Source organism: Ilumatobacter sp. (assembly GCF_046290335.1).
Classification (GTDB): domain Bacteria; phylum Actinomycetota; class Acidimicrobiia; order Acidimicrobiales; family Ilumatobacteraceae; genus Ilumatobacter_A.
Map to the genome: position 1 here is coordinate 422045 of NZ_JBKAGH010000003.1, position 13246 is coordinate 435290.

Sequence of the window (13246 nt, forward strand, 5' to 3'; positions counted from 1 at the left end):
TGTTGCCTTTCTCCGTACCGGGGTTGTGAGCCGGCCTTTCTGTCATTGGAAGAGGACGTAGATCGCGGGGAAGCCGAGGAAGATCATGAAGCCGAGGAGCAGGAGGGTCGCCGGGATGCCCATGCGCTCGGTGATCGACGCTGCGTCTCGTTCGGCGTTCGCGGTGAGTCGTTCGCGAATCGACTTCGCTTTGGACGAGACCGTGTCGCGCACGGCGGCGCCTTCGTCGCCGGCGAGCGAAAGGGCGGCAGCGAGTTCGGTGAGGTCGGTGAGGTCGCATTCGTCGGCGAGACGCGCGAGCGCTTCCCACGGCGTCTCGCCGCGGACGTACCCCGTTCGAAGGGTCGCCTGCATCTCTGCGAACGGCCAGCCGTCGCCGGCCGCGGCAGCGGTCTGGATCGAGGCGTCGATGCCACGCCCGCTCGCCAGGCACATGCCGGTCACGTCGCAGAAGGAGCCCAACGCATGGGAGAACATGCGACGCCGTTCGGTCGCTTGCGTACGAACGGTGCGAACCGATGAGAGCCCGCCGATCGCACCGCCGGCAACGGCGAGCCAGAAGGGGATGCCGATCGGGAGGTGGACGCCGACCAAGTAGCCGCCGGCTGCGACGACGGGTGCCCAGAGGAAGCCACACAGCGTGTAGACGACGATGAGAGCGGCCTGTTCGTCTGGGGCTCGGCGGAGCACGCGCAGGTCGGTGCGCATCGAGGCGATGATGCGCTCGACCGGGCCGAGCCGACGTGCCCACATCCCGACGCGCACGTCGACGTTGTCGCGTTCGGGGGCGATCTCGATCACTGGCTGACCGAGGCGGGTGAGGGTCTGGGCGAGCGGTGGTCGGGCCGGCGACCACCCGTTCCAGATCAGCCACAGACCTCCTCCGGTCGCAGCACCTGCAAGGACGACGGCCGTGAGCGCGCTCACGCGGCACCACCTGACGCGTTGGTGAGGAACCGCGGCACCGGGTTGGAACGGCCCATCCGATGCATCCACCACAGACCGGCCGCCCAGTAGAAGCCGACTGCGGCGAGCACTACCTGTCCCACCGCGCTGTCGTAGGGCTCGAGGTAGCGGCGGGAGAACACCGCAAGCAGCCCGACGAAGCCGCCGATGATCAGCGCGGTGTACTTGAGCGCTGCGCGAGGGCGTTGGCGGGCGACGGCGATGCGCCGATGCGACTCGGCCTCTGCGTAGGCGGCCGCGGCGAGGTCGGCCAGTACCTCGCGTACGCGCCTGCCGCCAGTCGTCGAGGTCAGCCGGAGCGCCGTGACGACGAGATCGCCGAGCGGGTGGTCGAGATCAGTGGCGAGGTCGTCGAGCACGTCGCCGAGCGGCTCGCTGGAGAGTCGCTGCGCCATCCGCTGGATCTCGGGACGGATCGCAACGGGCGCCGCTGCGGCGGTTGCGACCAGGGCCCCCTCGACGCCTCGCGCGGTGCCCATCGAGTCGCGCAGCATCTCGGTCCACAGTGCAATGGCCTCGGTGCGAGCCTCGTGACGCTCGCGATCTGCTCGACGGGGCATCGCAGCGATCGACCATCCGGCAACGGCGGCACCGATCGCAGCGACCGGCCAGCGCGTGAGCACGAGCACCAATAGCCCTGAACCGACGGCTGCGATAACGCAATCGCGCTGCAGCAGGGCGCTGGAGCGGGCCTGGGCCTGGCGTTCGGTCCTCACGACGGGCACCGGCCGCCACGAGCTCATCGCGAGCCAGAGCCCTCCGACGACGAGCGCGCCGCACAGGGCTGCGAGCGCGGTCACCATGCACCTCGCTCATGGAGCGACGGGTCGTAGCCGTGGGCCACGAGTTCGTCGAGCAACCTGACGGGGATCGGCGAGGTCGGGTTCGGTGTGGCCACCCCGTCGGGGCCGGCTCCGAACCAGACATCGGTCACCACCTGTGCGGTGTCCGGGTCGTAGTGGTCGACATGTCGGATCTCCGAGACCACCCGTCGGCCGTCGCGGGTCTTCGAGAGGAAGACGACTGCGTCGAGCGCGAGCGACGCGAGTTGCATCACATCGCGGGTCGCCCAGTCGCGTCCTCCTGCCCGGGCGTAGACCGACATGCGAGGGAAGACCGACCACGAGGAGTCCGCGTGGATCGTGCACATCGAACCGGCGATGCCCTGGCTCATCGCCTCCAACATGTCGATGACCTCGGGGCCGCGAACCTCCCCGACCACGATGCGATCGGGGGTGAACCGCTTGATGGTTCGTGAGAGGTCGGCGAGCGTGATGCCGCCGACCCCCTCGCTGTTCGGCGGCCGTTCGAGGAACACGAGAACTTGGTCGTGACGCTCGGGCATCCGGTCGAGGTGCAGCTCAGGCTCCTGCTCCAGTACGACCACACGCTCGGATCGCTCGCAATCGTGCAGCAGCGCCCGGAGCAGTGTTGTCTTCCCGACGCCCTGACCTCCGCAGATCAGCAGGTTCCATCGGGCGCTGACGAAGGCCTTGAGCAGTGAGGCGACCCCTCTGTCGTACATCCCCCTGCGCACCAGGTTGTCCTGGTCGGCGTCGACCAGGAGATGACGGCGGATCGTCAGGTAGGGCCGAGGCGTCACCCATGCCGCCGCGGCGAGACGCGAGCCGTCGGGGAGCTGGAGATCGAGACGCGGATGCGCCGGCGTGAACTCGCGTTCCATGTGACCACCGCGCCGCGCCAGCGCCTGAATCATCGCGATCAGCTCAGCGTCAGATGCGGCGATCGGTGCAGCACGTTCGACGACTCCATCGATCGTGACGAGCCGCACGTCGTCGCAACCATTGACGTGGAGGTCGGTGACATCGCGACGCTCCAGCAGCCGATCGATCGCTGGCGCAGTGGAGAACGCGGCGGCGAGGACCGATTCGGTGATCTCATCCTCTTCGATCTCGGAGATCTGTGGCTCGCCGAGTCGCAGCGCGGTTCGCGCCCGAACATCGAGCTCGCGCCGAACGATCGCCCGTGCCATCTGCCGCTGATCGGCCTCGTCGGGTGGCCTCCGGCCCTCGTCAGAGCATCGGCGTAGGTAGTCGCCGATCTCGTCCGCGACGAGCCGCCGCAGTGTCACCTCGACTCGTTCCACACCCAGGTCAGGCACGAGCCCCCACCTCCCCGGGCGCCCATGCGGCGAGAGCGTCGACGAACGAGCGGATCGATCGACCGTGCGCCGAGCGACGCCACCACCGCGAAGCGCCCCCCGTGGCCAATGCGTGTGCTCCCCGCGGATCCCACGCGATCGAGCCCACGACAGGAACATCGAGTTCGCCGGCGATCTCCTGCGGGCTGTACCCACGGTCGCCGACCAACACGGCGACGACCGGCATGCCGAACGAGTCACGCAGTGCCGCAACGACACCGCGACTGTGGGCGACGCCCCCGAGCGTCGGAGCGAGCGCCACCGCGACCACATCGCATCCGGCAAGGCGCCCTGCGGTCGGTTGAGTGCGGCTCCACCGTCCGCCATCGAGCACGACGGAGCTGTCCTCGCCCCGCATGGCAGCGGCGAGCCGATTGCCGATCGCCATCAACGTGGACGCCGCCTGCTCACCCCCAGTCGGAGCCAGGACGACCCGCAAGCCGGGATGGGCCTCCACCGCGTGGTCCGCGAGCACGCCGGACGGATCTGCTGTGTGGCGCAGCGCCCCGGCGACCCGGATGAGCCCGGGCTCACCGACCGGCCCCAACCAGCACTCCACGTCACCACCGGACGGATCGAGCTCGACGGCGATCGCGTCCATGATCGCTCCGGCGCCGAGCGCCAGCGTTGTCACACCAGGTGACCCCTTCGCACTGACCAGCCCCAGACGCATCGTCACTCCCCGAGGACCACGATCGTGACCCGACGGTCGGCGGCAGCGGCCGAGACACGTGCGGCATCAGCTCGCGCGACGACGACCTCGACGGGGCGGTCACCATTCGACGACACCTCTCCGCCGATTCCGGCGATCCAGCCCGGCACCTCGGCGACCGTGCCGTTCGTGCCGGCGGCCGGCCGAATGACCACCGACACCTGCGCCCCACGATTCATCCCCGTCGTCGGAGAGTCGCCCGGCCCCACCAGAACCCCAACGACGGCCTCGTCGGCAGCGACCAGCCGGTCACCACTGGGCAGCAGCTGGCCGTCGACGAGCAGTGCGCCGGCGACGATGTCGGTGGAGGCGACCCGACCGACCAGATCCTCGAGCCGTGACGCCGGAATCGACGAGACGTCCGTGCCCTCCGCGATCGTGATGACCTTGAGATCGCTCCGCTCGATCACATCGAACCGAGCGACGTCCGACGCGACAGCCAACACCTCGACTCGGTCGTCGGCCGAGAGGTAGAGCGAGGCGAACAGCCAGCCACCCACTACTGCTGCGAGCACCCCTCCGCCGATACGACCCCACCGCCGACGCACCGGATCCTTCTTCTGCGCGACCATGGTCGCCTGTCGCGCAGCACGGTTCGCCGACTCCGGCGACGCCGATCCGTTGCGCCGAGTCATCGTCGTACTCATGGCGTTGCCCCACCTTCGATCACGGTCTGCACCTCAGCTACTGGTCGCGGCACGTCGGTCGAGCGCGTCACTGAGGCAAGCGACCCAAACGCGCCCGTCGTCGCCGTCCACGAGATCGACCACGACACCGACGCCTGCCCCGGCCACGCCGATGGACGACCGTTTGCTCCGGTACGCGACGCGTAGGTCCACGTGCACGCGCCGGGTGAGCTCGCCTGCGATTCGGGCGTGCCTGCGCTCGGCGTGAAGCGTGTCCCGGCACCGGCGCACTGGACCGTCGGCGCCCCTGGCTCGCCCGGCCGGAACGTCAGTTGTGGCGTCGCGGTGACGGTCACGCAGAGCCCGCCAGCGCACTCGGTCTCGGTGACGACACCGGTCCAATTGACGACGGCGACGAACGCTGGAACTCCGATGATCGACGCCGTCCCGGCTGCTGGGGATGTCTCGACGACCGGTTGCGGCAGCTCACCCACCAGTCGGCCTCGTGCGATGCTCGCCAGCGTTCCGGGCGTGGCTGCGATCACCCAACGGAAGTTGAAGGTCGTGCGGCCGTCGGCACACTCCCACGATTGCCAGACGACATCGACTCCCTCCGGTGGACGCTCGAGTCCGAAGTCGGCGTAGATCGTCGGGTCATCTGCGCCGAGGTCGTCCGACAGGTTGACCCAGTAGCACTCGGGCGCCGGGCCTCCACCCGAGCCGCCAGGCGTGCCAGGGGTACCGGGCGTCGGGACATCCCACTCCACGCAATAGCCACGAGGTGACCACTCGACGCACTGCGTCACGTCCTGAGCAATCGCCGTCGTGGGCTCGAGCACCAACAGCGCGACTGCCGCCCCGATGACAGCGACGCGCGTACGCGTGCGCATCACGAGTCCCCGGGCCGCGGGCAATCATCCGGCGGAGCCTCGGTCAGGTCGCGAAGTAGCCAGTCGTCACCGACCCGTACGACGACAACCTCGCCGCCATTCACGCCACCCTGCGACTCGAGCGCAGCGCCGGCGCTGTCGACGATCTGGATCGAGGTGACGGTGCACACCTTCGCCACCGCCTCGGCCTCGCCGCGAAGTTCGACCGACTGAACGGTCGAGTCGTACATCACGCCCCGGGGTCCCGGTCGGTAGAAGCGGCCAGCGGAGGCCTCGCTTGCCCAGAAGCCGAGGGCGCCATTGGCGAACGTGCTGTCCTGTGGGAACAGCCCCAGGTACTGACGCACCAACTCGTTGCCCGGATCCGATGCAACGCTGGGATCGGTGAGTATCTCTGCGACAACGGTGTCGTAGGAGTCGACGAGTTGCTCCACGATCGGCTTGAGGGTCTCGTTGGTCAGGGCGGTGCTCGGCGGTGACGTCGATGGCGCCGGGGATGTCGACGGGGCACTCGAAGTCGTGGGTGTGGTACTCGGCGCGGCCGTCGATGATGTGGCAGCGGTGGGCGCAACCGTCGTGGTCGGCGCAGCCGCGTCGGTCGTCGAAGCGGCGCCGTCGTCGTCGTCACCCGAACACGCACTCGCCAGTACACCGAGCGCCAACACGACTGCTGCGAGTCGATTTCTCACCATGGGACCATCACCCCCACCACGAAGCCGAGCGCAAGGCCGGGCACGAACGGAATGGTCGGCTGCACGGGCGCGAGGTGCCGACGAGTCCTACGGGCGATCACGGCGGCAACGCCACCGATCACGCACGCCACGATGATCGTGACCACACCTGCACGCCACGAGACGGCAGCGGCTGCGGCGAAAGCAATGACCGTGACCTTCACGTCGCCGAACGCGATCGCCCCCGGCAGCGCAAGCCACAGCGAGACGAGAAGGACCGCGACGAGCGCGACCCCGACGAGTGCTCGAAGCGGTGGCGCCCAAGCGTCGTGCCACCAGGCTGCGCCGATCATGGTGACTGCAGTCAGACCCGCAAGCACCCTCACGTGCGTCGCAGGCAGCGTGTGGGTGGTCGCATCCGTCGTCGCGAGGGCAGCAAGACCAGCGCCAGTGATGAGCGAGGTCAGGTTGGGTTCGTGGGGTCCTGCGTTCAGTGCGAGGGTCGCAGCGATTGAGGCCGCGGCGACCGGGGCCCAGAAGGCGCGGCGGTCGAGCCGCCGGCGGGCCGGGACGGTCAGCGCTTGGCCAGTTCCCATCTCTGACCCAACCCGAACCGGACAGATCGGCGCGACGGAATGGCGCGCTGGGCGGAGGGGTGTCGTCTGCACACCAGGGAACCCACCCCGTTCGGGTCCAACGCGCGACAACTTGGTCGACGGAGCCGGCTTCCGGACCGCGGCGGTCTAGGGAATGGTCCCGGCAGTCCGAGGACTGCACTCCGATCGAGTTGGCTGAGCATCGTCGCGCTTCCCCATCCCGACCGCCGCGGGAGCGACAGCTGACGTCAGGCTATAGCGCCCAAAACTGCACCCGCAAGTAAATGTGTGAGCAGGTAATTCCTACTCGTCCCTTGATGAGCGTATGGTGGTGTTGATGACCTACGCCGCGGATGGGCAGCGGCGACGGGGTCGCCCGCCGCGTATCAGCCGCGACCACATCGTCGATGCTGCCTGCGAAGTCGGAATCGAGAACTTGACCATGGCCGCGGTGGCCGAGCGCCTCGGCGTAACTCACCAGTCCCTCTACGGGTGGGTGCAGGATCGCGATGAGTTGATCGACCTGGTGTCGGACCGCCTCATCGCACGGATCGAGATCCAGCCGCCAGCCGACCCGGCAAGTTGGCGCGTTTCCCTTCGTTCCTACGCCAACAGCGTTCGCCGCCTCGCGGAAGAGACGCCAGGGTTCGCCGCCGCCGGCCTGCGGCGCTTCCGAACGCTTGACAACTCTGAGAAGCTCAACCACGACGTCCTGCTCTTGCTCACCGACGTCGGCTTTGAACCGCCGATGGCTCAGCGCGTGTACGACTCCCTCAACTCAGTCCTCCTTGGCTGGCTCGCCCGCGAGCAGTCACTGATCGCTATCCGCCAACGGCTGTCGGCGGGACCGTCGGGAAGTCGAGGCCTGATCACCGACTTCGCGGAGGCCGAACTTCGAGCGCCAGCGGACGAGAGATTCGAGTTCCTCATTCACTCGTTCCTTGCTGGCCTGCCCGACCCCTCGCCCACGCCCGTCGCACCAGCCGTCGGGATCGTTGTCGACATCCGGGATGACCTCGTCGAACAGGCCATCGGGGTCGAGTAGGGCGCGCAGTCTCACAGTTCGAGCGGCGGCAACGAGTCCACGATCTGGAGCGTGCGCATCGAGACGGTCACAACGCGTCCCACGAGGTCGACGATGTACGTCGGATCATCGTGTTCGATCGCCCAGTCGTTCGGGTCGTTGACGATGCCCGACGCTTTGTCGGTGCGAACACGCCACGCGTCCATGACCCACCCGATTGCCGATCGTGAGCCGAGTTCGTAGTCGTAGGCGCGCTCGGGAATGTCGCAGATCGTGATCCAGTCGTTGTAGACGATGCGGGTACGGTCCTCGACCTTCTGTCCGGTCGCCGGGTCCGTCACCTTCGGGTGCTTCATCTTCAGCACTCGATAGGCGTCCGGGTGGTCATCCCGAAATCCCGAGGCGTGGACCCGTGTCAGGCCCGGCCATGGTTCGACGGTCTCGTACTCGGCATGGAGGCGCGTCAACTCCCGCCCGGCGGCGACAAAGGCCCGGAAGCCCTCCGCTGTAGGAAGGAGCGGCACCCGTGGGAGCGACTTCTTCAGGTCTGCTGCAAACGCACGGAGGTAGTCGTTCGAGTGCAGAACGGCGTAGACGTAGAAGAAGACGTCGTCCTTCTCAGCCGTCGGATCGATGGAGCGGTAAAGGGACAGTGCGTGATCTGTCACGTTGTGTAGACGCTGTTCCTCGGTGGCTCCATTGCCATCGAGGAGATCAAGGAGCGTTTCGCCGGTCGCTTGGCCAACTGGCGGGTAGCCGTACCGCGGAAAGATGGCAGTAGCACTCGAGGCGTAGAAGCCGTAGTCGATGAGCGTGTTCGACATCAGGACACTGAAGGGCGGAGCGCTAGATCCGGGGGGCGGTAGGGCCATCACGTAGTTGGCGGCGTCAGGCCGGGGGAAGACGCGCTGGAGCTGGCCCACAACACTGTTGAGCTTCCGACCACCCTCGGCCCACCGACGGTGAAACGGACGGTAGGCGCCGACCATTTCGAACCGATCGGCGACATCAAGCCGTCGGCCCTGTGCGAGCTGGCTGAAGTTCGCCCGCTCCCAGCTGAACTTCGTCGGGTCCAAGTCGACAAACCTCTTGACGAGCTCGGCCCTCTCCTTCACCGTCCCGCCGGCGAGACGCTCGGCCCTCGAGAAGGCATCGACTTGCGAGTTGAAGAACTCGATCATCCTTCGCACGTTCGAGTCGAGGCGGCCTTGAGAGCTGTTGTAGTTCCAGGCATCTCGATTCGTCTTCAATCCGTGCGTGTGGAACTCGAAGATCGCGAGCCCGTCGTCGGACACGAGCGGAACAAGTTCGGCAAACGTGCTCGTCCGTTGGTTGATCCAGTCGCCGTGCTCGTTGGGAACGACGGTTGTCCATTCGATGCCGGACAACCTGGGAGGAGCCTCGGCCGGAGAGGGGAGTGCGCTAGCGAGGCTCTCCAGCTTCTGCGCTCGGGTCAGATAGTCGCCGATGTCGCGATAGTGAAGAGCGCCCCCGGTCTCGGGAGCATTGCCGGGCTGCTTCACGAGCAGAGTGATGGCGACCGTCGCGCGGCTTCCGGCGTCGAAAATCTTTCCTCCCTCGCGGCGCGACACTTCGCCTGCAGTGCGTTGGTTGCCACGAAGGTTGAATACGTAGACGTGATGGAACTCGTCGATGAGGCTGCGGCGCAGTCCGTCGGCGGCGTTGGCGTCGATGTAGCCGCCGTTGGTTACGTAGGCAACTACGCCACCGTCATCTGAACTCAAAAGGCGGTCGGATGCCCAGCGGATTGCCCGGACATAGGAGTCGTAGAGGCTGTTCTGGAGTACTCCGCTTGATCGCTTGGCGTAGCTAGCCGCGATCGATGCGTCCAGACGTGCGTACTTGAGGTTCGCGTTCTGATCGTTCGCAGAGTCCTGACCTGCGGAGTACGGCGGGTTGCCGAGGATCACTCGGATGCTCAGGCCCTTCTGCCGAGCAGCGCGCTGGTTGTTGATCGGGAACACGTCCCAACTGCCCGTGCCCTCGCCGACCTCACCTAGTTGGAACGTATCGGTCAGCACGATGCCTGGAAATGCCTGGTAGCCCGGATCGAGACCCTCTAGGCGGGCGCGTTCCTGGCGGTAGGTGGTCTCGATGTTGATCGCCGCGATGTAGTAAGCGAGGAGTAACAGTTCGTTGGCGTGGAGCTCGTTGGTGAACTTGCGCTCCAGATCGTTCGGGCGGATGAACCCGGACTGCAGGAGGCGGGTGACGAAGGTGCCGGTGCCGGTGAAGGGATCGAGGACGTGCACCCCCTCGTCGGAGAGGCTCGCGCCGTCGAAGTGCTCGGCGAGCGCTGCTTCGGTCGCTCGGATGATGAAGTCGACGACCTCGATGGGGGTGTAGACGATTCCGAGTGAGTCGGCGACGCGTGGGAATGCGATCTTGAAGAACCGGCCGTAGAGGTCCTTGATGATGCGTTGGCGTGCTTCACCGTCGTCGGGGTGGATGCCTTCGACTCGTCGACGGACCGAGGCGTAGAAGTCTTCCAGCTTCTCGGTCTCGGTCTCGAGGCTGTGCTCATCGAGAACGGCCACGATGGCCGACATCGCTTGGGAGACCGGGTTGGCGGCGGCGAACGCATCGTCTCCGAACAACGCCTCGAAAATGGGGCGCGTGATCAGGTGCTGGGACACCATTGACACGGCGTCATCGCGACTGATGCTGTCGTTCAGTGTTGCGTGGAGCTCGCCGAGGAACTCGTCGAACGCCGATGCCGCGACGGGACTGCTGTCGAGGATGGCGGTGATGCGCGTTTCGTGCCGAGCCGCGATGGCGGCGACGTCTCGAGCCCAGTCCTCCCAGTAGGCGCGGGTTCCGACCTTCTGGACGATCTTCGTGTAGATCGCGCCGGTCCACTCCTCGTACTCGAAGAGGCGGCCTTGGAGTTCGTCGGGCGTCTTGGGCGTGTCGATGTCGACGGGGATGACCTTGATCGGGTCGTCGGGTCCTGAGCCTGGCTTGGTAGATCCGAGGGCGATGCGGTTGATGTAGGCGTTGAAGCGTTCGTCGTGCGCCCGCAGGGCTTGGAGGACTTCCCAGACGGCGTCGTAGTCGCGGTTCTGATCGAGCGCAGTGGCGGGGTCGAGCCCGGCGGTGATGGCGACCGGGAGGATGACGTAGCCGAGCTGCTTGCCGGGCGGCTTTCGCATGACGCGACCGACTGCTTGGACGATGTCGATCTTGGAACGTCGGGGGGTGAGGAACATGACGGCGTCGAGGGCGGGGACGTCGACGCCTTCGGTGAGGCACTTGGCGTTGGTGAGGACCCGACATTCGCCGTCGGGTGGTGTCTCTTTGAGCCAGCGGATGTCGGCGCGACGACTGCTGATCTTGCTGGTGCCGTCGACATGGCGGGTCGGGACGGCGAGCCGGATGGTGTCGTCGCCTTGCGGGCCGGCCTCGAGCTGGTCGAAGTAGGACTCGGCCACTTGCTCGAACTGCTCGGCGAAGCGCTCCGACTCAGCGATCTTCGACCAGAACGCAACGGCCCGCTGCATTGGTGCGCCGCCGTCCTGGAAGGTCGAGCCAGCAGCGCCGGGGAGCTTGGCAAGCCCGGAGAGGCATCCGACGAAGCGGGCGACGTCGGGGAGGCTGAGTTCACCGTTGGTGGACAACAGCTCCTGGAACGATTCGCTGACGGCGCGCTCGTCGACGGTGAGGATGAGCACCCGGTAGTCGGCGAGCAGGCCTCGCTCGACCGCCTCTCCGAAGCCCAATCGGTGGAACTCCTCACCGAAGAACTCGGGGTCGTCCATCGAGGCGAGGACCGCGTCGGCCTCACGGGCGGCGTCCGTAGCGACCGGCTTGAACAGTCGTGGCGTGGCGGTCATGTAGAGGCGCTTCGCCGCGGGGACGACGGCGTCGTCGTGAACGAGCGCGAAGGCACTGTCGTCCCCAGCGACGCTCGCGACGCCGGCGGTGCGGTGAGCTTCGTCGCAGACGATGAGATCGAATCGAAGGCCGGTCGTCGCCTGCATTTCGGCGACCACTTCGATCGACTGGTACGTGGAGAACACGACCGTCATCTCGGCGTCGGGTAGCTGATTGACGCCGGCGCCGATGAGCGCTTGTGGATCGGTGGTCGGTGGCACGACGAGGTCGTGGGGGGTGGCGTTCTCGCCTTCGAGGGGCTTGCCGGCCGTGTTGTCGGAGCACACAGCGAATGGCCGGATGGGGACCTCGCACTCCGCTGTCCACTCCTTGAGGGACTGGGCGACCAGCGCAATCGACGGGGCGAGGAACAGCACCGACTTGCCGGCCCCAGCGTGCTCTTCGGCGATGCGCAACGCAGTGAACGTCTTGCCGGTCCCGCACGCCATGATCAGCTTGCCGCGGTCGCTCGCCTCGAAGCCACGGCGGACCGCGTCGAGCGCCTCGACCTGGTGGGGTCGAAGCGTGTGCCGCTCCTTTGGCCGGAGACCGGAAGGGTTGGCGAGGTCGTACGAGGACCACTCGACGGTCATCGCGTCGAGGTCGTCGATGCCGATCCGCTCGATCGGGATCGCATGCCCCTCAAGTGACTTGAGTGCGTTCGTCGACCACAGGTCGGTGGTGGCCACGACGATCCGTCGACCCCACTGCCTCTGGCCGGACAGTGCGACGAAGGAGTCGATCTCCTCCTTCGTCAGGGTGGTGTTCGGGGAGTAGCACTTGCACTGGATCGCCACCAGCCGGCCCTCGGCATCGGTAGCGACCAGGTCCACGCCGATGTCTGCGCCGGAACGCCCGGGCCAGTCCATCCACTTCCAGACGTTGGTGAACTGCTGCTGGAACGTGCGGTCCGTGCGGAACGCGTGCAGCATCAGCTCCTCGAAACGGGCGCCCTTGTCGCGTTCGTCCTTGGCGATCGAGCGGAGCTCCTCCAGAAGCGTCTCAACTGGGGTCACAGGCTTGCTCCGTCGGTCGTTCGCACCGGTTGATTCTCGCATCGCCCGAGCATCGGGCCGCGGTGCCGTGCGATTTCGTCGTGTGGCGCGACTCGTTTACGTAGCGGAACGGCAAGGGACGGTCGGACGCTCATTGGGCTCGCAGCGCAGCGATCGAACGAGGGAGCCCGGACTGGGCGAGGTGATCGAGGAGCTCGTCAATGTCCATGGGCGGGTTCCGAAGAGCTGAGGCCTGTGCTTCCAGGACGCCGAAGACGGTCCTCGGTGAGAGGTCGACGAGGTGGAGGAGGAACACGTCGGGGGTTTGGCCTTCGATGTTGTAGGTCTGAAGCACGTGGGCCGGGAAGTCGCTGAGGTTCTCGGTGACGATGACCTGCGAGCCGGATCGGATGGCGGCGGCGAGGACGTGGCGGTCGTCGGGGTCGGGTAGGTGGAGCCCGTCGATGAGTTCCTCGTAGCCGGTGGTGAGGCAGTCCGGGACTGCGTCGCACATCAGTTGGCGGGTGCGGGCCAGTTGCGCTTCGGTGAGGTCAGGTCGACGTCGCAGGATGGAGCGGACCATCTCGTCGAGGATGTCTGCGCTCCAGTGAGCGCGGAACATGCCGGTGGTGGCGAGCCGGACGAGGAGGTCTCGCAGCCCGGCTGGGTGCAAGACGCACGCGTCGTAGGTTGCATCGAACGCCACGCCCG

General features: G+C 66.8%; 11 protein-coding genes. 1 reads left to right on the forward strand and 10 read right to left on the reverse strand.

Features of this window, described 5'->3' with window-relative positions:
• Window positions 1-42 precede the first annotated feature (42 nt).
• From ACE37B_RS14550 to ACE37B_RS14585, 8 genes are read right to left on the reverse strand one after another with little or no spacing between them, the layout of a single operon-like run.
• Complete coding sequence (locus ACE37B_RS14550; protein ID WP_409924043.1) at window positions 43-927, reverse strand: type II secretion system F family protein; 885 nt, start codon at window positions 925-927, stop codon at window positions 43-45.
• Window positions 924-1769, reverse strand: coding sequence for a type II secretion system F family protein (locus tag ACE37B_RS14555; protein ID WP_409924044.1), 846 nt, complete (start codon window positions 1767-1769; stop codon window positions 924-926). Before ACE37B_RS14555 ends, ACE37B_RS14550 begins: the two co-directional genes overlap by 4 nt.
• Window positions 1763-3058 (reverse strand): CpaF family protein, encoded by a 1296-nt coding sequence (locus tag ACE37B_RS14560; RefSeq protein ID WP_409924045.1) that lies wholly within the window; start codon window positions 3056-3058, stop codon window positions 1763-1765. Before ACE37B_RS14560 ends, ACE37B_RS14555 begins: the two co-directional genes overlap by 7 nt.
• 22 nt (window positions 3059-3080) lie before the next feature.
• Window positions 3081-3800 carry a hypothetical protein gene (locus tag ACE37B_RS14565; RefSeq protein ID WP_409924046.1) on the reverse strand — a complete coding sequence of 240 codons (720 nt, stop codon included), beginning with the start codon at window positions 3798-3800 and terminating at the stop codon, window positions 3081-3083.
• 2 nt (window positions 3801-3802) lie between these two features.
• A complete protein-coding gene (locus ACE37B_RS14570) occupies window positions 3803-4486 on the reverse strand; it encodes an SAF domain-containing protein (RefSeq protein ID WP_409924047.1) in 684 nt (227 codons plus the stop codon).
• Complete coding sequence (locus tag ACE37B_RS14575; protein ID WP_409924048.1) at window positions 4483-5355, reverse strand: hypothetical protein; 873 nt, start codon at window positions 5353-5355, stop codon at window positions 4483-4485. Before ACE37B_RS14575 ends, ACE37B_RS14570 begins: the two co-directional genes overlap by 4 nt.
• On the reverse strand, window positions 5355-6044 hold the full coding sequence (locus tag ACE37B_RS14580) for a hypothetical protein (protein WP_409924049.1): 690 nt from the start codon (window positions 6042-6044) through the stop codon (window positions 5355-5357). Before ACE37B_RS14580 ends, ACE37B_RS14575 begins: the two co-directional genes overlap by 1 nt.
• Window positions 6041-6622: a hypothetical protein gene (locus ACE37B_RS14585; RefSeq protein WP_409924050.1), complete on the reverse strand. Its 582-nt coding sequence runs from the start codon at window positions 6620-6622 to the stop codon at window positions 6041-6043. The genes ACE37B_RS14580 and ACE37B_RS14585 overlap by 4 nt, the downstream gene beginning before the upstream one ends.
• Before the next feature lie 337 nt (window positions 6623-6959).
• Between ACE37B_RS14585 and ACE37B_RS14590 the strand changes: the two genes are divergently transcribed.
• Entirely contained in the window at window positions 6960-7667 is a 708-nt protein-coding gene (locus ACE37B_RS14590) for a TetR/AcrR family transcriptional regulator (RefSeq protein WP_409924051.1), read from the forward strand.
• Window positions 7668-7678: 11 nt separating this feature from the next.
• Here ACE37B_RS14590 and ACE37B_RS14595 read toward each other — a convergent pair whose 3' ends face one another.
• Window positions 7679-12556 carry a DEAD/DEAH box helicase gene (locus ACE37B_RS14595; RefSeq protein WP_409924052.1) on the reverse strand — a complete coding sequence of 1626 codons (4878 nt, stop codon included), beginning with the start codon at window positions 12554-12556 and terminating at the stop codon, window positions 7679-7681.
• 130 nt (window positions 12557-12686) lie between these two features.
• Window positions 12687-13241: a PIN domain-containing protein gene (locus ACE37B_RS14600; RefSeq protein WP_409924053.1), complete on the reverse strand. Its 555-nt coding sequence runs from the start codon at window positions 13239-13241 to the stop codon at window positions 12687-12689.
• Between the last annotated feature and the right edge of the window lie 5 nt (window positions 13242-13246).

Bases quoted from the DNA above. Each gene is read 5' to 3' on its own strand.
- ACE37B_RS14555 (WP_409924044.1), bottom strand. From the start codon at position 1,769: ATGGTGACCGCGCTCGCAGCCCTGTGCGGCGCGCTCGTCGTCGGAGGG.
- ACE37B_RS14590 (WP_409924051.1), top strand. From the start codon at position 6,960: ATGACCTACGCCGCGGATGGGCAGCGGCGACGGGGTCGCCCGCCGCGT.
- ACE37B_RS14575 (WP_409924048.1), bottom strand. From the start codon at position 5,355: ATGCGCACGCGTACGCGCGTCGCTGTCATCGGGGCGGCAGTCGCGCTG.
- ACE37B_RS14570 (WP_409924047.1), bottom strand. From the start codon at position 4,486: ATGAGTACGACGATGACTCGGCGCAACGGATCGGCGTCGCCGGAGTCG.
- ACE37B_RS14565 (WP_409924046.1), bottom strand. From the start codon at position 3,800: ATGCGTCTGGGGCTGGTCAGTGCGAAGGGGTCACCTGGTGTGACAACG.
- ACE37B_RS14585 (WP_409924050.1), bottom strand. From the start codon at position 6,622: ATGGGAACTGGCCAAGCGCTGACCGTCCCGGCCCGCCGGCGGCTCGAC.